This window comes from Streptomyces sp. NBC_01166 (genome assembly GCF_045039765.1).
Lineage (GTDB): Bacteria > Actinomycetota > Actinomycetes > Streptomycetales > Streptomycetaceae > Streptomyces.
The window spans coordinates 2,638,141-2,657,802 of record NZ_CP108613.1 but is presented as its reverse complement, the minus strand read 5'-3'; the positions used below and the strand labels follow the sequence as shown (position 1 = coordinate 2,657,802).

25 protein-coding genes and 1 tRNA gene are annotated in these 19,662 nt (G+C 70.5%); 8 read left to right on the top strand and 18 right to left on the bottom strand.

The window, feature by feature from the left end:
• Positions 1-80 precede the first annotated feature (80 nt).
• The gene (locus tag OG379_RS12350; RefSeq protein ID WP_393761641.1) at positions 81-815 is read left to right on the top strand and encodes a Tellurium resistance; all 735 of its coding nucleotides are present in this window, start codon (positions 81-83) and stop codon (positions 813-815) included.
• Between the two features lie 33 nt (positions 816-848).
• On the opposite strand, the gene OG379_RS12345 is transcribed toward OG379_RS12350, so the two are convergent.
• Complete coding sequence (locus OG379_RS12345; protein ID WP_405662071.1) at positions 849-1,733, bottom strand: TerD family protein; 885 nt, start codon at positions 1,731-1,733, stop codon at positions 849-851.
• A 212-nt stretch (positions 1,734-1,945) separates the two neighbouring features.
• Here OG379_RS12345 and OG379_RS12340 point away from each other — a divergent pair, with 212 nt between their 5' ends.
• The 4 genes from OG379_RS12340 to OG379_RS12325 are packed head-to-tail and all read left to right on the top strand — an operon-like array spanning position 1,946 to position 7,174.
• Entirely contained in the window at positions 1,946-3,103 is a 1,158-nt protein-coding gene (locus tag OG379_RS12340) for an HpcH/HpaI aldolase/citrate lyase family protein (RefSeq protein WP_405662069.1), read from the top strand.
• An 8-nt stretch (positions 3,104-3,111) separates the two neighbouring features.
• Positions 3,112-5,583 (top strand): phosphoribosyltransferase, encoded by a 2,472-nt coding sequence (locus OG379_RS12335; protein WP_405662067.1) that lies wholly within the window; start codon positions 3,112-3,114, stop codon positions 5,581-5,583.
• Positions 5,580-6,458: an HAD family hydrolase gene (locus tag OG379_RS12330; protein ID WP_405662065.1), complete on the top strand. Its 879-nt coding sequence runs from the start codon at positions 5,580-5,582 to the stop codon at positions 6,456-6,458. Before OG379_RS12335 ends, OG379_RS12330 begins: the two co-directional genes overlap by 4 nt.
• 56 nt (positions 6,459-6,514) lie before the next feature.
• Positions 6,515-7,174 (top strand): O-methyltransferase, encoded by a 660-nt coding sequence (locus OG379_RS12325; protein WP_405662063.1) that lies wholly within the window; start codon positions 6,515-6,517, stop codon positions 7,172-7,174.
• 51 nt (positions 7,175-7,225) lie between these two features.
• On the opposite strand, the gene OG379_RS12320 is transcribed toward OG379_RS12325, so the two are convergent.
• The 4 genes from OG379_RS12320 to OG379_RS12305 form a co-directional block, all read right to left on the bottom strand.
• On the bottom strand, positions 7,226-7,450 hold the full coding sequence (locus OG379_RS12320; RefSeq protein ID WP_393761629.1) for a zinc ribbon domain-containing protein: 225 nt from the start codon (positions 7,448-7,450) through the stop codon (positions 7,226-7,228).
• A gap of 9 nt (positions 7,451-7,459) precedes the next feature.
• A complete protein-coding gene (locus OG379_RS12315; protein ID WP_405662060.1) occupies positions 7,460-8,044 on the bottom strand; it encodes a DUF4383 domain-containing protein in 585 nt (194 codons plus the stop codon).
• 120 nt (positions 8,045-8,164) lie between these two features.
• Positions 8,165-9,532: a hypothetical protein gene (locus tag OG379_RS12310; RefSeq protein ID WP_405662058.1), complete on the bottom strand. Its 1,368-nt coding sequence runs from the start codon at positions 9,530-9,532 to the stop codon at positions 8,165-8,167.
• Between the two features lie 70 nt (positions 9,533-9,602).
• Positions 9,603-10,376, bottom strand: a complete 774-nt coding sequence (locus OG379_RS12305) for a DUF4097 family beta strand repeat-containing protein (RefSeq protein WP_405662055.1) — start codon at positions 10,374-10,376, stop codon at positions 9,603-9,605.
• Positions 10,377-10,573: 197 nt separating this feature from the next.
• On the opposite strand from OG379_RS12305, the gene OG379_RS12300 reads away from it, so the two are divergent.
• Positions 10,574-10,648, top strand: a tRNA-Val gene (locus tag OG379_RS12300).
• Positions 10,649-10,748: 100 nt separating this feature from the next.
• Here the strand turns inward: OG379_RS12300 and OG379_RS12295 are convergent.
• From OG379_RS12295 to OG379_RS12235, 13 genes are all read right to left on the bottom strand, one after another.
• Positions 10,749-11,885: a tyrosine-type recombinase/integrase gene (locus tag OG379_RS12295; protein ID WP_405662053.1), complete on the bottom strand. Its 1,137-nt coding sequence runs from the start codon at positions 11,883-11,885 to the stop codon at positions 10,749-10,751.
• Positions 11,885-12,097 carry an excisionase family DNA-binding protein gene (locus tag OG379_RS12290; protein WP_307515600.1) on the bottom strand — a complete coding sequence of 71 codons (213 nt, stop codon included), beginning with the start codon at positions 12,095-12,097 and terminating at the stop codon, positions 11,885-11,887. The genes OG379_RS12295 and OG379_RS12290 overlap by 1 nt, the downstream gene beginning before the upstream one ends.
• Positions 12,094-13,476 carry a replication initiator protein RepSA gene (repSA, locus tag OG379_RS12285; RefSeq protein ID WP_405662051.1) on the bottom strand — a complete coding sequence of 461 codons (1,383 nt, stop codon included), beginning with the start codon at positions 13,474-13,476 and terminating at the stop codon, positions 12,094-12,096. Before repSA ends, OG379_RS12290 begins: the two co-directional genes overlap by 4 nt.
• Positions 13,473-13,667: a hypothetical protein gene (locus OG379_RS12280; RefSeq protein WP_405662049.1), complete on the bottom strand. Its 195-nt coding sequence runs from the start codon at positions 13,665-13,667 to the stop codon at positions 13,473-13,475. Before OG379_RS12280 ends, repSA begins: the two co-directional genes overlap by 4 nt.
• Positions 13,668-13,770: 103 nt before the next feature.
• Entirely contained in the window at positions 13,771-14,328 is a 558-nt protein-coding gene (locus OG379_RS12275; protein WP_405662047.1) for a GGDEF domain-containing protein, read from the bottom strand.
• Between the two features lie 89 nt (positions 14,329-14,417).
• Positions 14,418-14,738 (bottom strand): SpdD-like protein, encoded by a 321-nt coding sequence (locus OG379_RS12270; RefSeq protein WP_405662045.1) that lies wholly within the window; start codon positions 14,736-14,738, stop codon positions 14,418-14,420.
• A 23-nt stretch (positions 14,739-14,761) separates the two neighbouring features.
• Positions 14,762-14,917, bottom strand: a complete 156-nt coding sequence (locus OG379_RS12265; protein WP_106972736.1) for a hypothetical protein — start codon at positions 14,915-14,917, stop codon at positions 14,762-14,764.
• Between the two features lie 11 nt (positions 14,918-14,928).
• On the bottom strand, positions 14,929-15,120 hold the full coding sequence (locus OG379_RS12260; protein ID WP_405662043.1) for a mobile element transfer protein: 192 nt from the start codon (positions 15,118-15,120) through the stop codon (positions 14,929-14,931).
• A gap of 21 nt (positions 15,121-15,141) precedes the next feature.
• Positions 15,142-15,825, bottom strand: a complete 684-nt coding sequence (locus OG379_RS12255) for a DUF2637 domain-containing protein (RefSeq protein ID WP_405662041.1) — start codon at positions 15,823-15,825, stop codon at positions 15,142-15,144.
• A complete protein-coding gene (locus OG379_RS12250; protein WP_405662039.1) occupies positions 15,825-16,028 on the bottom strand; it encodes a hypothetical protein in 204 nt (67 codons plus the stop codon). The genes OG379_RS12255 and OG379_RS12250 overlap by 1 nt, the downstream gene beginning before the upstream one ends.
• A gap of 83 nt (positions 16,029-16,111) precedes the next feature.
• Positions 16,112-17,467 (bottom strand): FtsK/SpoIIIE domain-containing protein, encoded by a 1,356-nt coding sequence (locus tag OG379_RS12245; protein WP_405662037.1) that lies wholly within the window; start codon positions 17,465-17,467, stop codon positions 16,112-16,114.
• 2 nt (positions 17,468-17,469) lie between these two features.
• Complete coding sequence (locus tag OG379_RS12240) at positions 17,470-17,823, bottom strand: hypothetical protein (protein ID WP_364619431.1); 354 nt, start codon at positions 17,821-17,823, stop codon at positions 17,470-17,472.
• Between the two features lie 139 nt (positions 17,824-17,962).
• Complete coding sequence (locus OG379_RS12235) at positions 17,963-18,742, bottom strand: GntR family transcriptional regulator (protein WP_319353488.1); 780 nt, start codon at positions 18,740-18,742, stop codon at positions 17,963-17,965.
• Between the two features lie 18 nt (positions 18,743-18,760).
• Between OG379_RS12235 and OG379_RS12230 the strand changes: the two genes are divergently transcribed.
• Together OG379_RS12230 and OG379_RS12225 are read left to right on the top strand one after the other, a co-directional pair.
• Positions 18,761-19,231: an NUDIX hydrolase gene (locus OG379_RS12230; RefSeq protein WP_405662033.1), complete on the top strand. Its 471-nt coding sequence runs from the start codon at positions 18,761-18,763 to the stop codon at positions 19,229-19,231.
• A complete protein-coding gene (locus OG379_RS12225) occupies positions 19,228-19,611 on the top strand; it encodes a hypothetical protein (protein ID WP_405662030.1) in 384 nt (127 codons plus the stop codon). The genes OG379_RS12230 and OG379_RS12225 overlap by 4 nt, the downstream gene beginning before the upstream one ends.
• Positions 19,612-19,662 lie beyond the last annotated feature (51 nt).

Sequence of the window (19,662 nt, the reverse complement as noted above, 5' to 3'; positions counted from 1 at the left end):
GGCCGCCCCGCAGTGACGTGCGGGGCGTGTGAGCCGCAGGTGGGGGTCGGGCGTTACCACCGATACATATGGGGGTTGGGATGGCCTTCTGGGACGGCCTGTTTCCGCGGCGTGCCGCGCAGTTCGAGTCGGGTAACTCCGCGACGAACTCGATCGTGCTCTCCAAGCGCAACGCCACGGTCTCGCTGAACAAGCAGGGCGCCCTGTCGGGCAACCTGCGTGTCAACCTGTCGTGGCGGATGCGTACGTCGGACTTCGGCGGAAGGTCGCGGCAGAGCGGCCGGCTGCTGCGTCCGCTGAAGTTCTTCCAGCCCGACGTGGTCCAGGCGCACACCCAGGGCATGGTCAACGTGGACCTGGACCTGGGCTGCATGTACGAACTGGCGGACGGCAGCAAGGGCGTTGTGCAGCCCCTGGGCAACCTCATCGGCGACCTGAACGCGGCGCCGTACATCAGGCTCAGCGGCGACGACCGTTTCGGGGCGCCGTCGGGCGAGACGGTCTACGTGAACCTCGACAAGCGCGACGAGATAAAGCGCCTGCTGTTCTTCGTGTACATCTACGACCAGACCCCGGCCTTCGACCGTACGCACGCCAAGGTGACGCTCTATCCGGGCAACGGCCCGCGCATCGAGATCGAGCTGGACGAACGGGCCCCGCAGGCCCGCTCCTGCGCCGTGTTCACGGTGGAGAACGTCAAGGGCGAGCTGATCGTGCGCCGCGAGGTGAAGTTCGTGTACGGCTTCCAGTCGGAGCTGGACCGGATGTACGGCTTCGGCATGCAGTGGGGACGCGGCTACAAGACGCGGGCCTGAGTGCGCACCGTGAAGGGCGTCCGCGCCTCCGGTTCACGACCGGAGGAACTGCGGGCCCTGCGGAGGGAGCACGAAATTCGGGTCCGCGGCGTGCGCCGCCGCCGCGGCGGGCTGCGGGTAGCCGTACGCCGGCTGCGCCGGGGCGGGCTGCGGATAGCCATAGGCGGGCTGAGGGGCCGCCGCGGGCTGCTGCGGATAGCCGTAGGCGGGCTGGGGTGTCACGGACGGATGCGGGTAGCCGTACGCGGGCTGCTGGTGCTGGACCGTGGCCTGGGAGTCGGGCGCGGGCGCCGTGGCCTCAGGGGAGGGCGCGGACGCGTCGGGGGTGCTGGGCACGGCCGCCGGGCCGGGCTCGGAGGCGGCTTCCGCCTCGTCCACCGAGATCCCGAAGGCGGTGGCCAGCCCGACGAGGCCCGTCGGGTAGCCCTGCCCCACCGCCCGGAACTTCCAGCCGTCACCGCGCCGGTACAGCTCGCCGCAGATGACGGCGGTCTCCTCGCCGGTCTCCGCGCGCACATCGAACACCGCGAGCGGCTCACCGTCGGCGGACGCCGCGTCGTACAGCGATATCCGCAGGTCCGTCACGCGTTCGAACGCCTCTTCGTCGCAGGACGCGGCGATGACCACCTGCTCCACGGAGGGGTCGAGCGCGGACAGGTCCGCCTCGATCGTGTCCGTGAGCCCTTCGGGGGCACTGCGCTTGGGCAGGCGCCGCACGAGGCCCGAAGGGTGCCGCGGCTGGTTGTAGAAGACGAAGTCCTCGTCGGAACGCACTTGCCCGGAGGGGCCGATCAGCAGGGCGGAGGCGTCCACGTCTGGGACCCCGGCCCCCGGGGTCCATCGCAGCACGGCCCGTACGGCCATGGCGTCGAGAGGGACGTTCGAGCCCTTCAGCATCGCGTGCGTCATGGCGGTCATCCTGCCTGCTGGGGTGGTGTCCGGACAACGCGGGGGTACGAACCAGTAGGCCAGGCAGGGTTCGCGAGGGGCACGCAGGCGCGCCGCGCGGGGTGTGAGATACGCCGGGGACACCTGAAGTTCATAAGGACGGGGAACCGGCGACACCTCCCCGAACGTACTATTACCGGCCATACGTTTATCCGGTCCATCAGGCAGTACGGGGGAATCACATGCGTCATTTCGGGCATATCTCGCCCGCTGTCCGGGAGAATCTCTTCTTCAGGGAGCCGTGTGAATTCGACGCGGGTTCCTCCTCCCGCCTGCTGTCCACGGCCCTCGGAGCCACGCTCTACAGCCCCGCGACCCGGCCCAAGCTGGCCGAGGACGTGATCAAGCAGGGCGGGCAGGGAGTGGTCTCCATGGTGCTCTGCCTGGAGGATTCCATCGACGACGCCGAAGTGGTCGGTGCCGAGGCCAACCTGGTCCGGCAGTTCGCCGACCTCGAGGCGCGGGACGCCGAGGTGCCGCTGCTCTTCATCAGGGTCCGCGAGCCGGAGCAGATCACCGACCTCGTACGGCGGCTCGGCAGCTCCGTCCGATTGTTGTCCGGATTCGTACTTCCGAAATTCACGGAGGAGCGGGGCGAGCTCTTCCTGGAGGCGCTCACCGCGGCCGAAGCGAGCGGCGGGCACCGGCTTTTCGCGATGCCCGTCCTCGAATCGCCCGAGCTGCTGCATCTGGAGACCAGGGGCGAGACCCTGCGGGGGATCTCCCGCACCGTCGACAAGTACCGCGACCGGGTCCTGGCACTGCGGCTCGGCGTCACCGACTTCTGCTCCGCCTACGGTCTGCGCCGGGCGCCCGACATGACGGCGTACGACGTCCAGATCGTCGGCGCCGTCATCGGCGACGTCGTCAACGTGCTGGGCCGGTCGGACGGCACCGGCTTCACCATCACCGGGCCCGTCTGGGAGTACTTCCGCCTCCAGGAGCGGATGTTCAAGCCCCAGCTGCGCCGCAGCCCCTTCGGGCAGGCCGAGGAGCTGCGCACCGCGCTCATCGAGCACGACCTCGACGGGCTGCTGCGTGAGATCGAGCTGGACCGGGCCAACGGCCTGCTGGGCAAGACCTGCATCCATCCGTCGCACATCCTGCCCGTGCACGCGCTGTCGGTGGTCAGCCACGAGGAGTACACCGACGCGCAGGACATCCTGCGGCCTGAGCGGGGCGGCGGCGGAGTGCTGCGCTCCGCGTACACGAACAAGATGAACGAAGTGAAGCCCCACCGCGCCTGGGCCGAGCGGACCCTGCTGCGGGCCGACGTCTTCGGCGTGGCCCGCGAGGACGTCGGCTTCGTGGAGCTCCTGGCCGCCGGCGTGACGGCCTGAGCGCGGACATGGGCGTACACGGGCGAGCGGACGAGCAGATACGGGAAGAAGAGGCAGTGGACGTGGAGTGGTCGGGTAAGTGGGTCGCGGAGCGGCTCGGGGTCGAGCTCGTCGGCGACGGGGAGCTCCGGGAGCTGCTGGGCCTCGCCCTGCGCCGAAATCCGAAGCGGGCCCATCTGCTCGTCTCGAACGTCCTGGGCAAGCACGTGCCGCAGCGGCCGTCCGTCGTCCACGGCGTGGGCTTCGAGCTCGGCGAGCGGGTGCGGAACCTGCTGGGGGAGGCGGAGGCCCGCCGCGCGGTCGTCCTCGGCTACGCGGAGACGGCCACGGGCCTCGGCCACGCCGTCGCGGACGGGCTCGGGGTGGCTCCGTACCTCCACTCGACCCGGCGCCCCGTCGCCGGCGTCGCACAGGCCGGCGGCTTCGAGGAGGCGCACTCGCACGCCACCTCCCATCTGCTGCTGCCCGAGGACCCGGACCTGCTGAACGCCTCGGCGGAGGGCTCGCCGCTGGTTCTGGTCGACGACGAGTTCTCCACCGGCAACACCGTGCTCAACACCATCCGGGCTCTTCACGCGCGCTACCCCCGCGACCGGTACGTCATCGTCGCCCTGGTGGACATGCGCTCCGAGGCCGACCAGGGGCGGCTCGCCGAATTCGCCGAGGAGATCGGCGCGCGCGTCGACCTGGTGGCCCGCGCCCGGGGCACCGTGCGCCTGCCCGACGGAGTCCTGGAGAAGGGCCGCGACCTGGTGGCCGCGCACGAAGCCGGACACGCGCCGGACGAGCCCCCCGCGCCGCGCACCGTCCCCGCACGCGTCGCCCTGGACTGGCCGGCCGGTGTCCCCGACGGCGGGCGCCACGGCTTCACCCCCGTCCACCGCGCGGCCCTGGAAGCCGCTCTGCCGGACATGGCCGCCCGGATCGCCGACGCCGTGGGCGACGCCCGCAGGGTGCTCGTCCTCGGCTTCGAGGAGCTGATGTACGCGCCCCTGAGGCTCGCCACCGCGCTGGAGGACGCCACCACGGCCGAGGTGCGCTACTCCACCACCACCCGCTCGCCCGTCCTCGCCGTCGACGACCCCGGCTACGCCATACGCAGCCGCCTCGTCTTCCCCGCCCACGACGACCCCGCCGACGGTCCGGGCGACCGGTACGCGTACAACGTCGCGGGCGCGGGCTTCGACGCCGTCGTCGCGGTGGTCGACTCCGCCGGCGACACCCCCGCCCTGCACGCCCCGGACGGGCTGCTGGCCCGGCTCGCCGGCCACACCGACCAGGTCGTGCTCGCGGTCGTCCCCTCGTACGTGCCGACCTCACACAGGCAGGAAGCCGCCATGCTGCCCGAACCCCTCCGGGGACCCGCCTTCTCCTCCTACCCGGCGGACGACGTCGGCTGGCTGCTCCAGGACCTCTCCGACACGGCCCTGGAAGCCCCCACCGAGGAGCGCGAGGAGGCGATCCAGAGCGGCGGCGCGCACTACGCCGAGTCGCTGCCCGTCGAGTACCAGCCCAGCCCCCGGTACCAGGAGCTGTTCAAGGCGGCCCTGGACACTTCGGCAGCCCGTATCGCCCGGGCCGTGGGCACCGTCACCGAGACCGTCCTGGCGGAGAGGGGCCCCCGCCCCGTCCTGGTCTCCCTCGCCCGCGCCGGCACCCCCGTCGGGGTCCTCATGCGCCGATGGGCCCAGCACCGGCACGGCCTCGACCTGCCGCACTACGCCGTCTCCATCGTCCGTGGCCGCGGCATCGACGCCAACGCCTTGCGCTGGCTGGCCGCCCACCACGACCCGGCAGACGTCGTCTTCGTCGACGGCTGGACCGGGAAGGGCGCCATCACCCGCGAACTCGCCGCCGCGCTGGAGGAGTTCGGCGGCTTCAACCCGGAGATCGCCGTACTGGCCGACCCGGGCGGCTGCGTACGGACGTACGGGACGCGCGAGGACTTCCTCATCCCGTCCGCCTGCCTCAACTCCACGGTGTCCGGGCTGATCTCCCGTACGGTCCTGCGCTCCGACCTGGTCGGGCCGCACGACTTCCACGGCGCGAAGTTCTACAGCGAGCTCGCCGACGCCGACGTCTCAGGCCACTTCCTGGACACGGTCGCCGCCCGCTTCGACGAGGTCGGCGACGCAGTGGACGCGGAGGCGAAGGAGTTGCTCGCCGCGGACCGCGCCCCCACCTGGGAGGGCTGGGCCGCCGTCGAACGCATCAGCGAGGAGTACGGCATCCACGACGTGAACCTGGTCAAGCCCGGCGTCGGCGAGACGACCCGGGTGCTGCTGCGCCGCGTTCCCTGGAAGATCCTGGCCAAGCGGGGAGCCGGCGCCGACCTCGACCACGTACGGCTGCTCGCCGAGCAGCGCGGCGTCCCGGTCGAGGAGGTCGGAGAACTCCCGTACACCTGCGTCGGGTTGATCCACCCCAAGTACACCCGCGGCGCCACCGGCGCGGACGGCACGGCGGTGACGGCGAAGTGAGCGAAACCGTGAACACGCCTGACGACGCGACCACGGGCACCCACGGGGGCGACTCCGTGACGCTGGTGGCAAGTGACCTGGACCGCACCCTCATCTACTCGGCGGCCTCCCTCCAGCTGACCATGCCGGACGATCAGGCCCCCCGCCTGCTCTGCGTGGAGGTGTACGGCGGCGCGCCCCTCTGCTACATGACGGAGACGGCCGCCGCGCTGCTCGACCAGCTGGCCCGCACCACGGTGTTCGTCCCGACCACCACCAGGACCCGGGAGCAGTACGGCCGCATCCACCTGCCCGGACCCGCCCCCCGGTACGCCATCTGTGCCAACGGCGGACACATCCTGGTCGACGGCGTCTCCGACCCGGACTGGCAGGACCACGTGGCACGCCGGATCGCCGGCGAGTGCGCCTCCCTCGGCGAGGTCCGAGCCCACCTCCAGGCGGCGGGCGACCCCTCCTGGCTGCTCAAGGAACGGGTCGCCGAGGACCTCTTCGCCTACCTCGTCGTCGACCGCGGAGCCCTTCCCGAGGGCTGGGTCAAGGAGCTGTCCGCCTGGGCGGACACCAAGGGATGGACCGTCTCGCTCCAGGGCCGCAAGATCTACGCCGTCCCCAAGCCGCTCACCAAGAGTGCGGCCATGCACGAGGTGGCCCGCCGCAGCGGTGCCACGCTGACGCTCGCCGCCGGTGACTCGCTCCTGGACGCCGACCTCCTGCTCGCCGCCGACCGGGCCTGGCGCCCGGGCCACGGTGAGCTGGCCGACTGCGGCTGGGGTGCACCCAACACGGAGGTGCTCCGGGAGCGGGGCGGCGCGGCGGGCGAGGAGATCCTGCGCCGCTTTCTGCGCGCCGCCGACCCCCTGCGGGTGAATCGCTGAGCACGCGCGAGCGATCTTCGGCAAGCTGGTCGGGCCGCCGACCGGAGGAGACGCTCATGACCAAAGGCAACAACACCAAGATCACCGACGAGCTGTACGCCTACACACTGGCCCACAACCCACCGCTGGACGTGGTGCAGCGCGAGCTCGTGGAGACCACGTACGCCGAGCTGCCCGACCACGCGGGCATGCAGTCCGCACAGGAGCAGGGCCCGCTGCTCGCCTTCCTCGTCGGGCTGACGGGGGCCCGGCACATCGTGGAGGTCGGCACCTTCACGGGCTTCTCGGCCCTGTCGATGGCCCAGGCTCTGCCCGCGGACGGCGTGCTGATCGCCTGCGACATCTCCGAGGAGTGGACGGCGTACGGCCGCGAGGCCTGGGAGAAGGCCGGCGTCGCCGACCGGATCGACCTGCGGATCGCGCCCGCCGTGGACACCCTGCGCGCGATGCCGGCCGAGCCGCACATCGACATGGCCTACCTGGACGCGGACAAGGGCAGCTACATCGCGTACTGGGAGGAGCTGGTCCCGCGCATCCGCCCCGGCGGGCTCGTCGTCACCGACAACGTGCTCTTCCACGGAGGCGTCACCGACCCGCTGGCGACCGGGGCCACGGCCGCCATCAGGGGGTTCAACGACCATGTCCGCGCCGACGACCGGATGGAGAGCGTCATGCTGACGGTGGCGGACGGACTGACGCTCTCGCGCAAGAAGTAGCGCGGCCCCCTGGTGGGGGTTTCAGTCGGTGGGGGTGTCAGCCGGTGGGGGTCAGCCGCAGCAACCCCCGCCGCAGCAACCGCCACCGCCGCCTCCTGCGGGGGCGGCAGCGGGCGCGGACGAGGCCGAACCGCCGCCGACCGCCACGGTGGAGAGCAGCTTCACGGTGTCCTCGTGCCCGGCGGGGCAGGAGGCGGGATCGGATGACTCGGCCATCGGGCGGCTGAGTTCGAACGTCTCGCCGCAGGGGCGGCAGCGGTACTCGTAACGAGGCATGGACCCAGATTAGAGCCTCTTCCCCTTCGCCACCTCGGGCATCGGGGCGCGGGGGCGGCGTTCCTCCCTCGCGACCTGCTCGGGGTGGCGGGCGCGCCAGTACGGATTGTCGTGAGGCAGCCCGCCGGTGACCCTTCCGTACATGCCGAACATCATCAGCAGCAGCCCGACCACGAAGCTGAACAGCACGTTCTGCATGCGGAAGGCGAGGAAGTTCATCCCGGTGTCCAGCAGTGCCAGATTCACGAACCCGCTGAGGATGAAGGCGATGCCGAGGACCATGTTCAGCGTCGACGCGAAGTTCCCGCCGATGACCATGCCGACGAAGAGCAGCAGCCCGACACAGATGGACAGGATGCTCAGCGCACCGTTGGTGTTGAGGCCCGCCACCGTGTCGCCGCCCGTGTCGAAGAAGCCGATACGGTCGATGAGCCCCAGGATCCCGAAGGCGACGAGCAGCAGGCCCATCAGGCCCGCCCCCACCCGGTAGACCCGGCTGAGGCGGTGGTCGACGGGCAGGTGGTCGTCGAGGACGGCCTTGCGGCGGACGGGCTTGCCGGGCCGGCGCGTGGGATGCAGGACGTGAGTGGCCATGACGGCCTCCTTCGGCCGTGGGCGGCCAGGGACGCCTCAGCGGAAGCCGCTGCGTACCTCCAGGATCGTCCCACGGGCGGCCTGGGACAACTCAGCCCCTGTCCGCGGCCCAGGGCGCGCTCAGGTGCCGCCGCCCAGCTCCTCGCGGATCGCGGAGACCACACGGGTCGCCGTCTGCCGCACGGCCTCGGTCTCCGTGAGGAAGTGCCAGTAGTCGGGGTGGCGCCCGTCCAGCCCCTCGATCGCCCGCTCCAGCCGCGCCACGGCGTCGTCCAGCGGGCGGGCGTGACGCGGGTCGGGCGTGTTGCGCCCGGCCATGGCGAGTCGCTGGGCGTCCCGGATCGCGAACCGGGTCCGGTCGATCTCCGCCTGAGGATTCTTCGCCACCGCGTCGAGCCGCTGCAGCCGGTCCCCGGCGGCGGACACCGCCTCGTCGGTCGCGTTGAGCAGCGCCCGGACCGTACTCAGCCGGGACGTCGCATCCGGCCAGCGCTGCTCGGACCGCGCCTCGGCGGCCTCTGCCAGCTTCGCCTCCGCCTGCCGGACATTGACCGCCGCTTGCTCGGGAACCGGCTGCAGGTCCTGCCAGCAGGCCGCCGAGAAGCGCCGCCGCAGCTCGCTGAGCACCGGCTCGACCTGCCCGGCGCGCGTGGTCAGCGCCTGGGCCCGGGTGCGCAGCGACACCAGCCTGCGGTCGATCTCGGCGGCCCGCTCGGGAAGCTGGTCCGCCTCCGCACGGATCGCCTCGGCGTCCCGCAGCACCTTGTCCGCACGCTGCAGGGTCTCCGCCACACCGTGCTGTCCCGCGCCCTGGTTGAGCTTGGTCAGCTCCGGGGCGAGGGCCGCGAGCCGGGCCGCGAGATCGTCCGCCCGCAGCCCTGACGCGCGCACCGCGTCCAGCGCGTTGCTCGCGGCGAGCAGGGCCTGGCGGCCCCGCTCCACGGCGGGAGCGAGCCGGGCGAGCTGGGTCTCCACGCTGCTGAGCAGCGTCCCGAGCCCCTGGGCGAACCGGTCGAGCTCACCCTTCACCCGCACGAGATCGTCCTTGGCCCGGGTCAGCTGGGTGCGCGCACCGGCCGCCGCCGAAGGCTCCAGATCGTCCCGGTCGAGGTCATGGGCGTCGACCGCGGTGATGTACTCGTGGCTGACCTCGTCGATCCGCCGGCCCAGCGCCGCGAAGTCGTCCGCGGCCTTGCGGGCGCGGGGCGAACTGTCCACGGCGGTGATCGTCTCGATCGAGATCCGCAGATCGCGCTGAGCGGTGTCCAGCTCGTAGAAAGCGGCAGCCGCCGCGTCCTTCGCCGCCTGCGCGTCGGCGCGCTGATTCTCCCCCCGCCCCCCGAACCAACGGCGCGTACCCCCGCCGGCGAAGGCGCCGGGCAGCGCCGCGACGACCAGGGGGACCGGCAGCAGCATCAGCACCAGGACGTCCCTGACGGCGGAACCAACACTCGCTTTCGGCTGCGGCCGCGTGTGTGTCGCCGTCACATCCCTCTCCCGTGCCGATTCGCCCTGCCCGGTTCATTCTCGCACCAGTTAGGACGAACGCACGGGCCGGTTAGTTCGCACTTCGGACGGTGACTTCACCGTTGTCGCTGCGCGCCTTCACCACGTGCTCGCTGCTTTCGCTGCGGGGCACCTTGACGGAGACGTCACCGTTGTCGGCCTCGGCGGACACCGCGTACGCGCTCTTCCCGGCCGGCAGGTCGATGGAGATGCTCCCGTTGTCACTCACCGTGTCCACCAGGGTCGGAACCCGGGTGAACCCGATGCGCACCGACCCGTTGTCCGAGCGGGCGATCACCGAACTCCCCGAGACGCGCTCGGCCTCGACGGAGCCGTTGTCGGAGTGCAGCTCCAGCGGCCCGGAGATGTCACGCACGTCGACACCGCCGTTGTCGGCGGAGATCTTGAGCGGGGCACTGAAGCCGGCCGCGGTGACCTTCCCGTTGTCCCCCTGCACGGTCAGGGCCAGGCCGCGGGGCACCTTCACCTCATGGTGCGCCTCGCAGTTGCTGATCACGGCCCGGCACTTCACCTCGAGCCGCAACTCGTCCCCCTCTAGCTTCCACACGGGATCCGGCCCACTGCCCAGCATGACCCACCCGTCGACCCGGCGGGTGACCTCGATCTGCTCCACGTCGGCGGGCACGAGCTCCAGGGTCGAGTTCTCGGCGTCGATGGTGAGTGAGTCCCCACCGAAGGCGAACGACTTGTGCTCTGCGGCGGCGTCCTCCGCATCCGCACTCCCACAGCCACTGAGCGCGGCCACGAGGAGCACGGTCCCGGCGGCGGCCACGAGTGCGTCGGTGCGTCGTGTACGGATGGTCATGGTGTCGGGTCCCCCTGAGAGCGCCGGCGATGTGGCTACACCGTATGTACGGGCGCACCCCCACGACGATCCGGACGGCTACCGTCTCGGGGGTGGGGGTAACCCCCGTACGCGGGGTCCGGGGGCCCCGGCCGTGCCCGGCAGGAACCGGATTGCCGCCGGGGGGCGTGGGCCATGTAACCTGTTGCCTCATCCACGGGTGCGTAGCTCAGGGGTAGAGCGCTGCTCTTACAAAGCAGATGTCGGCGGTTCGAAACCGTCCGCGCCCACCAGCAGGAAGCACGACGAAGGCCCAGGTCACCGGTGCAGAACCGGGAGCCTGGGCCTTGTTCGTTTCTCAGCCGCGGGGGCGGGGGAGAGGCGTCGTGCCACTTACGTGCCACATGCCCCGTCGGACTCCGCCGGCCGGACCTTCCTGATCTGCTCGTCGACGTGAGCGGCGATCGCGTGGTCACGGCCGTTCACCAGGTGCTGGTAGATCAGCGCGGCACGCACCGACGAGTGGCCCATCCGCTGCATCAGCTCACGGGTGGTCGCACCGCCGGTCGCGGCGAGGGTGTTCCCGGTGTGGCGCAGATCGTGGAAGTGGACGTCTCCCAGACCGGTCGTCTCCAGCGCCCGCAGCCACAGACGGCGGAAGTTGTTCCGGCGAAGCTGTCCGCCCCTCGCTCCCGTGAAGAGCAGCCCGGTTCGACCCGGCTCGGCGTAGGCCGCGAGGTGCGCAGCCAGGCTCTCCGTCAGCGAGGCTGGGAAGGCGACGGTACGCACACCGGCCGCGCTCTTGGGCGCCTTCACCAGGATGCCGTCCGAGCGGGTCTCGGCCAGGGCACGCCGTACTGCGACGGTTCGCCGTTCGAGGTCGACGTCATGGCGCTGGAGCGCGGCGAGCTCTCCGAAGCGGAGGCCGGTGAAGGCCGCCAGGAGGATGAACACCCGGAAGCGCGAGGGCACAGCGTCGGCGAGCTGGAAGACCTCGGTGACATCGAGGAAAGGCCGCTCTGCTGTCTTGGCCGCCCCAGCGCCCTTGATACGGCAGGGGTTGCGCTGGATCACCTCGTCATCGACCGCGGTGTTCATGATGGCGCGGAGGATCTGATACGCCTTGGCTACCGTCGGCTCACCGACACCGGACTCCAGGAGGCAGGCGCGCCAGCGGCGGATCTGCGGTGTGGTGATCTCGCTCAGGACCACGTTCGCGAAGGTAGGCAGGACGTGGAGACGTAGGGCGCTGCCGTTGCGTTCGCGGGTGGTGGCCGCATAGTCGCGCTCCTTGAACCAGGCGTCGGCGTAGACCCCGAAGAGGACCTTGTCGTCCGGGTTCTTCCACCGGCCGTCGAGGATCTCCGCTTCCTTGCGGACGAGCCACCGATCAGCATCGGTCTGAGTGGGGAAGGTCTCCGGCGCCGAACGCATCAGACCATCCGGGCCGGGATACCGGGCCTGAAAGCGGCCGGATGGCAGCTTGCGGACCGAACCGAACCGGCGACGCTTCCCTCTCTGGTTTGCCATTAGGCCACCGCCCCGAACCGCCGCCGGCTTGTGACGATGGGCTGGACGGTGTTGGCCGAGATGAAGTCAGCCAACGCGCTCTCAGGGATGCGGACATGGCGCCCCACCTTCACGAACACGATCCGCCGTTCGGCGATCAGGCGCCGAGGAAAGCGAGCGGTTGTACCGAGGAGTTGCGCGGACTCCTCCACCGTGAGCAGTCGGTCAGTCATACGGCCATGTCTCCTTCCAGGGCGAGGGCTTCACGTGCGATGTCGCGGTTGAGTTGCAGGTCTCTGGCGATCGAGGCGGCGAGGATCGATTCGCCGGGGCTGTGGCCCTGTCCGGCGTACTGCCAGTCCGTGAGGACGAGGACGGTTGGGTCCTGGTCGGGGTCGGGCAGGCCGAGTTCTTCGCGCTGTTGGGCGGCGCGGTAGTCGGCGCGGGCCTGGCGGAGTGTGCCGAGGGTGGTCGAGTAGCGGCGGGACTTGGAGGAGAAGTGGCCGCGAAAGCCGAGCATGTGAGCCCAGGCCAGTAGTCGCCGGTCGGGGTAGAGCGGGTCGAGGTCGAAGCAGGCTTCGATGAGGCGGCGCGGGTGGTCGGGTACGTCGAGGAGGACCAGGGCCTCGCGGTTGCCGACGCGGCGGTCGATGGTGCCGGTCGTCTCGGCGGCTTTGGTGGCGTACTTGGCGACGTAGGAGGCGACGGCCTGTTCGGTGATGTCGGTCCCGGCGTCGAAGGCGCGGATGGGGCGGATGTCGAGCTGGGTGCCCCAGCGCAGTTCGCGGGTGGGTTGGCCGGCGGCGGCCGGGACGGTGATGGTCGTGTACGAGTGCGCGACGGCGGCGCGGATGGAGTCGTCGAGCAGCTGCACGGAGGCCCAGGAGGGTGGCGGGCTGTCGGCTCCGTCGGGGCCGTCGAGGCGTATGACGGCGTGGAAGTGGACGGCGCCGCGCTTTTGGAACTCGGCGACCTTGCCGTACGAGACGCGTGCGGTTTCCTTGAGTTCGCGTTGGGTGAGCCCGGCGCGGGCCGCGATCTCTCGGCGGAGCCGGTTGGTGAAGCGCTGCCACAGATTCCCGGCGTGGTTGTTGAAGAGGACCGCCCCCGCGTAGTCGTAGGAGTCCGGGTCGAGCGGCGTACCGAGGGCGCCGTCGTCGATGCCGTGGGTGGTGCTGCAGCGGCAACGGCCGGTGTCGGGGCGGTTGTGGACCGGGCCGAAGGACGGGGCGGTGAGCGTGGCGAAGACGCGGGGGTGGTCGCGGACGGTGGTGGGGACGTCCTTGTCCTGGTCGCCCGCGAGTCCGGCGCGGATCAGGTGGTAGGTGTCGGCGGAGTAGGTCCAGGCGCACGCCGGGCAGCGGGAGGCGCGGCGGTTGCCGCAGGCGACGCGGAGCCGTCCTCCGGGCTCGGTTTCGGTGGAGTAGCGGTGCAGGGTCTGGCCGGTGGTCTTGTCCTTGGTGAGGGTCCAGCCGGAGAGGTGGATGGGGTTGGAGCAGCCGCCGGTGCGGCGGATCTGGTCCTGCCAACGGTCGAAGCCGGTGGACCCGGCCACCCGCAGCAGGTCGCCGAGGGTGGCCGGGTCCAGACCCGTAAGGATCGTGTCCGTCACGCGTGCTCCCGCTGGACGACCGGGGCCGGAGCCGCGGTGCGGGTCGTACCGGTGCCGTGGCAGCGGCGGCAGGCGACCTTGAGGGTGGCGCGGGTGCCGTCCTCGAGGAGGGTGCCGGTGTCGATGGCGACGGCGGGGAAGCCGTCGCAGTCCGGGCAGATACGCGTCGGGGCAGGGCTGCGCTGGGCCATGATGGTGGTCCTTTCGATTGCGGTTGGAAGGGGCCGGACCGTCCGGGCGGCGGCGATGCTTGGCGGCTTGTGCGCCGTCCGGAGGCCGGTCAGAGCGCTGAGATCAGCGGTTGAGCGTGCGGGGGCCGCGTCGGCCGGACGTTCCCTTGGCCGCGTACATCGCGCTGTCGGCGGTGGCGAGCGCGTCGGAGAGGCTGCGGACCGGCAGGTCTTTCACGTGGCAGGAGCCGACCGATACGGAGACCGGGAGCCGACGCCCGGCGTAGGCCACCGGCTGGTTCAGGGCGCGGTGGAGGCTCTCCAGGTCCAGGTCGGGGGCCTGGCGGGCGATGGCGACGAATTCGTCTCCGCCGAGGCGTCCGGCGATGCCGTGGAGGCCGCACCAGGCGGCGAGGCGTTCGGCGGTGACGACCAGGGCGAAGTCCCCGGCGGCGTGGCCGTGGGAGTCGTTGAGGTTCTTGAAGTCGTCGAGGTCGAGCAGCAGGACCATGGCGTCCCGGTGCCGGCGGATGATGCGCTCGGCGAGGGCGGTCCATCCGGCGCGGGTGCGCAGGCCGGTGAGCGGGTCCCGGCGGGCGGTGGCGAGCCGGTGGGTGAGCAGGGCGGTGTGGGAGGCCCAGCCGATGAGCGGTAAGGCGAGGGCGAGCGCTTGCGTGTCCACGGTTCTCCTTCGATGCGGTTGGAAGGGAGTGCGTGGGCCGTCCGGGCAGTGGCGATGCTTGGCGGCTTGTGGCACCGCCCGGAGGCCGGTCAGCGGTGCTGGTTGTCGGAGGCGATGAGCGAGCGGATGACCAGGGCGCAGATGGCGACGGATGCGCCGGTGATGGCGACCGCGAGGAGCATCGAGACCAGGACCGCGCCGACGACCAGGACGACAGCCGCCCCACCACCCACGAGGGCGAGGACGGAGCCGGGCGTGAGCTGGACGGTCGGCCGATTCGTAGTGGGCTGGGCAGCCAGCGGCGTGGAGCTCTGCGGGATGTGCTGAACTACGGCGGTCGGCTCGACGACGGCCGGCGGGGTGATGAGGCCGGTGGGCTGAGGCATGGTGGGGACCTTGGGCTTGAACATGGTGGATCTCCCTTCGCGGACGGTTACTTGGTGACGCTGTCGATGGCGGGAGCGAGGAAGCTGTCCGCCAGGAGGTAGCCGCCCAGGAGCAGGACGGCGACCAGCCACAGCGGCGGGCGGATGAGCTTGATGCCGAGAGCGCCGACGACGATCAGGGCGAGCCAGAGCGGGACATCCACGGGTCGGTCTCCTATCGGGCGGTGCAGCGGTGGGTGCGGGAGGCGAGCTGGGCGGCGCTCTGGCTGGAGTAGTCGGCGGACCAGCCGCAGCGGTCAGCGCTGCAGACGGCGGCGTGTTTGGTGTGGCCGTGGCGGTCGCGGTGGGTGCCGATCTGCACGGGGCCGATCCGCATCACGGAGTGGAAGTGGTCACGAGCGGGCATGGCAACGGTTCTCCCTTCTGGTCAGGCGAGTTGGGCGGCGATGGTCTTGGCGAGCTCCGGCGGGACGCCGAGGCGGGCGCGCAGGGTGTCGGTGTCGATCCGGGCCCCGGTGCGGGCGTGGTGGTCGTCGGCGAGCTTGCGGGCATGGTCGACCAGCGCGGCCGGGACCGACGGACCAGCCGGAGCGACGGGAGCGGGGGCGAGCGCCGGGATGTCCTCGGCAGCCGCGGCGATGGGCTCGGGCTCCGGTCGAGGATCGGGGGCGGCCTCCAGCTCGACTTCCGGAGTGGGCTCCGGGGCTGCGGGCGCCGGCGGAACCGGCTCGGGCTCCGGCTCCTCGGTTGTGTGGGAGTGGGCGAGGAGGGTGCCGCCGAGGAAGGCGAGGGCAGGCCATCCCGCGATGCCGAACCGCAGCCAGGCCGGCGGGTGGGCGAGGTCGAGGAATCCGGCGGTGGCCACGTTGGCACCGAGCGAGGCGAACAGCGCGATGAGGAACCAGCACCAGGCCAGCCGGGAGGGGCCCTCACTGCGCAGGCGACGCCAGGCAGCTACCAGGAGCAGATCAACGCTGATCGGGTAGGCCCAGGCTTTCCAGCCGTCCTGGCCAGCGGCGGCGGCGAGGTCGTGCAGGTGGGCGAAGGACAGGGCACCGGCGATGACGGCCTGGACCAGGACGGCATCCACCCGGAAGGCGGGGCGGGCCATCAGACGCTCCCGGGGTGGTCGGTGTCGCCGATGGGGTCGTAGCCGGGCGGGAACATGCCCGGCGGGGGCTCCGGGAGCGATACGGCCAGGGACTGGCCGATTGTGTCGATGAAGTCGTTGTCGGCGCCGGGGATCTCGGCGTACAGGGCCAGGGCGCCGAGCATCAGGACGGTGCGGTGGAAGTCCTCGATGTGCTCACACATGGGAGTCGCTCTCCCTTCCTTGAGGCATGGAGCGGGTAGGGACCTGGCGCGATGCGGTCACGCCGACCGGGATGCGGGAGGAGTCAGGCCGTCGCGGGGGCAGCCTTGGTGAGCGGCTCAAAGGCCGGAGCCAGGGAACCGACGGCAGGGCGGAAGCCTGCGAGGACGGGCAGGTCCGGGGTGCGGTCGGCGTACCGGTTGCAGACGTTCACGGCCGTACGCAGCGAGGTGTGCGGGGCGCGGATGCGGGCCCAGCCGCCGGAGGAATCACCGGTGACGGCGATGCCGGGCGTCTCGGTGGGAATCTGGATAGCGGCGAGGACGGCGTCTGGGGCGATGTCGCCGAAGGCCATGTTGGCCGAGGACTCGTCATTGACCCGGTGTGCGGTGCGGCCGGTGAGCTGGGCGCGGAGCATGGTGATGCCCTTGCCGAGTTCGGAGCCGAAGCGCTGCCCGCAGATCTCCAGGTAGATCCCGGCAGCCCGGCCGAGCTGGGCGAGCCGAACGAGCGCAGTGATGATCCGGTCCCGGCGCTTCTCCTCGTCCTTCGTGGCGAAGAGAGCGAGTTCGGCGACCTCGTCCACCAGGACCACGACCGGCACCGGCCGCAGGTGTTCGGGCAGGTCCCAGATGTCAGCGGCGATTTCCGCATCCGGCACGTTCACCGTGATCCGCTGTTCAGCCCGGATCAGTTGGTAGACGTCCTCCATGTGCGTGACGAGCGCATCGAGGAGCTCCAAGGCGGTGTCGGGATTGTCGGCGAGCGCGGAGAACCGGCGGGCCAGCGGGAAGAGCTCGACGCCCTGCTTGCAGTCGATCCCGACCAGCGCGACGTCCATCGGTGCGAGGCCGGCCACCAGGTTGCGCTGGTAGACAGACTTCCCCGACTCGGTGGCGCCGAGGGTGAGCCCGTGCGGCACGGCACGGTAGTCGCGGTAGTGGACAGCACCGTCCTCACGCAGGGCGACCGGGACCCGCATCGGTGCCGAGTCGGTCTTCGCAGGCATCTGCACCCGCTTGAGGACGTCGTAGCCGGTCATCCGCACTTCGACGACGCCGGAGCGCAGTTCGCGGGAGGTCACGCCGTACATACCGAACGAGTGCCGCAGCCGGTCCGAGGCAGCGGAGACGTCGAAGGCATCCTGTCCCGGGCGGAGCTTGAGGCGGAGCACCAGGCCGGTGCGGGTGGGGTGGACGCGCAGGATGCGCGGGGCGCGGGACTCCGGCACGGGCCGGTTGGTCATCCGGGCTAACGCCAGGCGCCAGCGGGAAGGCGGGACGGTCAGTCCGCACGCGTCCATCACGGAGACGTAGCGGACCAAGACCCGCGCAGCGGCGAGGGCCGCGCCGAAGACCAACCAGTACCAGGCGGGGCGCCGCCACCGCAGGATCACTGCGGTAGCGACAACCAGCACCAGGGCGACCGTGAAGCCGGTCACGCTCAGGCCGCCTTCGAGTTCGATGCAGCGGCGGCGAGCGAGGTGACAGCGACCGCGCGGAACGCGATCCCGTGCCGCTTCTGCCCGTTGAACTCGTTCTCCCACGCCGAGGCGACCAGGCCCGTCAGCGCTACCGGGGTGCCCATGGCCAGGTCATCGGAGACGCCCGGCTGGGGAACGGTGAGCTTGAGGATCTCCACCTCGTCCGGCGTGGAGAACATGACCTCCACCGTCATCAGCGTCACGCCGTCCTTATCGAGCGCGATCTCACCGGTACGGCGGTCCTTGACCTTCGGCTGCGGAGCCTTGGCGACCATCACGGTCGCGTTCGTGGTGTCGACGGGAATCTGACGCACAGCAGATCACTCCTCTGTAGGTGCCCAACTCCGTCACTCATGTACATGAGTGACATGAAGAAGAGTGCAGCACTCCTGTACATGAGTCAACCCGCTACGAAGAAGAAATCGCAGCGGGCTGAGGTGAGTTGATTGTGCGTCAGTCGGTAGCGGGGATCCTGTAGCTGAAGACGAACTGGTCAGCGGCCATGAGGGTGTCGCAGACCTCGACCACACGGCCTTCTTCGGTCACGGCATCTCGGATGAGGTGAACGACGGGAGAGCCGGGGCTCAACGCGAGCTCGGAAGACTCCGCCTTCGAGGCCGGCCGCGCCTGGAGAGTCTCGACGAACTCCGCGAAGACATGGCCGTCGTCTTCAAGTCGGGCATAGATCCCACCGGGGCCGGGGTTCTCGGAGAACAGCTCCGGGATGTCCTTCACGACGTCCCACGGCAGGTAGGACGTAGCAGTCTCGACCGGGGTGCCGTTGCGGAAGTAGAGGCGGCGGCGGGCCAGCACCTTGGCTCCGGGGTCCACGCCGAGGCGTTCCGCGACGTCGTCGGGCGCGTCGGCCGGCCCGATGAACAACACGCTTACCTTGGCGGTCGCGCCAGCCTGCTCCGACTCCGCGAGGTACGCGGCCTTGCCACCCTTGCGGTGCGAGCGCCGGAACCGGTCCGAAGACCGATGACGTACCGGGGGCCGAGCCTTTACCGAGGACCCCTTGCCGTGCCGGGTCTCGACCAAGCCGCTCGCGCGGACCTCCACCATGGCCTTGCGGATCGTGCCGCCGGATACGCCGTAGCGGTCGACCAACTCGGACTCACTCGGCACCATGTCACCAGGCTTGAGGACACCTGCCCGGATCTGCTGAACGATCTCGTCGGCGATCTGAACGTACCGAGGTACGGCCCTGCCACCTCCTACTGCTGTTCCCATCGACCTACTCACTCTCCTATGCTCCTGTACATGAGTAACAGCGCCCAAGAAGCCCCGTCAACGCCGAAGCACAGTGTGTCCGTGGCGGGGGCTGTCGTGCGCGAGGACGGCCGACTCCTGGCGATCCGCCGCGCGGACAACGGGACATGGGAGCTGCCGGGCGGGGTGCTGGAGCTGGAGGAGTCCCCGGAGCAGGGCGTCAGCCGCGAGGTCTGGGAAGAGACCGGCATCCACGTCGAGGTCGACGAGCTCACCGGGGTCTACAAGAACACCACCAGGGGCGTCGTCGCCATGGTCTTTCGTTGCAAGCCTTCCGGGGGCACCGAGCGCACGTCATCCGAGTCCACCGCGGTTGACTGGCTCACGCCGGAGCAGATCACCGAGCGCATGACCGAGGTCTACGCGATCCGCCTACTCGATGCCCTGGACGGGGCCGGCCCCCACGTGCGGAGCCACGACGGCCAACGATTTCTGGAGACATCGGCATGACCAGCAGTGCCAAAATCCCCAGGCCAAGGCCCTTGTCCGAGTTGAAGGATCTGCACGACTACCTTGACGAAGTGCGTCTCCGGCCAGGCATGTACGTGCGGGGCCGATCCATCACTGACCTCGCTTCGATTCTGTACGGGTACCGCGTCGCATGCGAGATCCATGGGCTTCCGTCGACGACGGACTTCGAGCCCGGCGGGCCGTTCAACGAGTGGCTCTGGCCGCGACTACGTCTCGGCTACGAAAGCTCCCTGGGCTGGGCAATCGAGATCGAACGGGCAGCCGAAGCAGCGGGCATTGCGCCCCTGGACATGTTCTTCGGCCTCTTGGACGAGTTCCGCGCCGAACGCGACGATGCGCCCCAGGACGCTGCGCGGTAAGACTTTCTCTACTTCATCAAGGCACCCGGCTGCGCTCCGCTCCGCCGGGCG

Excerpts from the sequence above, each read along its gene's own strand:
- OG379_RS12350 (WP_393761641.1), top strand. The coding sequence starts at position 81 with ATGGCCTTCTGGGACGGCCTGTTTCCGCGGCGTGCCGCGCAGTTCGAG.
- OG379_RS12345 (WP_405662071.1), bottom strand. The coding sequence starts at position 1,733 with ATGACCGCCATGACGCACGCGATGCTGAAGGGCTCGAACGTCCCTCTC.
- OG379_RS12340 (WP_405662069.1), top strand. The coding sequence starts at position 1,946 with ATGCGTCATTTCGGGCATATCTCGCCCGCTGTCCGGGAGAATCTCTTC.
- OG379_RS12335 (WP_405662067.1), top strand. The coding sequence starts at position 3,112 with ATGGGCGTACACGGGCGAGCGGACGAGCAGATACGGGAAGAAGAGGCA.
- OG379_RS12325 (WP_405662063.1), top strand. The coding sequence starts at position 6,515 with ATGACCAAAGGCAACAACACCAAGATCACCGACGAGCTGTACGCCTAC.
- OG379_RS12320 (WP_393761629.1), bottom strand. The coding sequence starts at position 7,450 with ATGCCTCGTTACGAGTACCGCTGCCGCCCCTGCGGCGAGACGTTCGAA.
- OG379_RS12315 (WP_405662060.1), bottom strand. The coding sequence starts at position 8,044 with ATGGCCACTCACGTCCTGCATCCCACGCGCCGGCCCGGCAAGCCCGTC.
- OG379_RS12305 (WP_405662055.1), bottom strand. The coding sequence starts at position 10,376 with ATGACCATCCGTACACGACGCACCGACGCACTCGTGGCCGCCGCCGGG.
- OG379_RS12295 (WP_405662053.1), bottom strand. The coding sequence starts at position 11,885 with ATGGCAAACCAGAGAGGGAAGCGTCGCCGGTTCGGTTCGGTCCGCAAG.
- OG379_RS12290 (WP_307515600.1), bottom strand. The coding sequence starts at position 12,097 with ATGACTGACCGACTGCTCACGGTGGAGGAGTCCGCGCAACTCCTCGGT.
- OG379_RS12280 (WP_405662049.1), bottom strand. The coding sequence starts at position 13,667 with ATGGCCCAGCGCAGCCCTGCCCCGACGCGTATCTGCCCGGACTGCGAC.
- OG379_RS12270 (WP_405662045.1), bottom strand. The coding sequence starts at position 14,738 with ATGTTCAAGCCCAAGGTCCCCACCATGCCTCAGCCCACCGGCCTCATC.
- OG379_RS12260 (WP_405662043.1), bottom strand. The coding sequence starts at position 15,120 with ATGCCCGCTCGTGACCACTTCCACTCCGTGATGCGGATCGGCCCCGTG.
- OG379_RS12255 (WP_405662041.1), bottom strand. The coding sequence starts at position 15,825 with ATGGCCCGCCCCGCCTTCCGGGTGGATGCCGTCCTGGTCCAGGCCGTC.
- OG379_RS12250 (WP_405662039.1), bottom strand. The coding sequence starts at position 16,028 with ATGTGTGAGCACATCGAGGACTTCCACCGCACCGTCCTGATGCTCGGC.
- OG379_RS12235 (WP_319353488.1), bottom strand. The coding sequence starts at position 18,742 with ATGGGAACAGCAGTAGGAGGTGGCAGGGCCGTACCTCGGTACGTTCAG.
- OG379_RS12230 (WP_405662033.1), top strand. The coding sequence starts at position 18,761 with ATGCTCCTGTACATGAGTAACAGCGCCCAAGAAGCCCCGTCAACGCCG.
- OG379_RS12225 (WP_405662030.1), top strand. The coding sequence starts at position 19,228 with ATGACCAGCAGTGCCAAAATCCCCAGGCCAAGGCCCTTGTCCGAGTTG.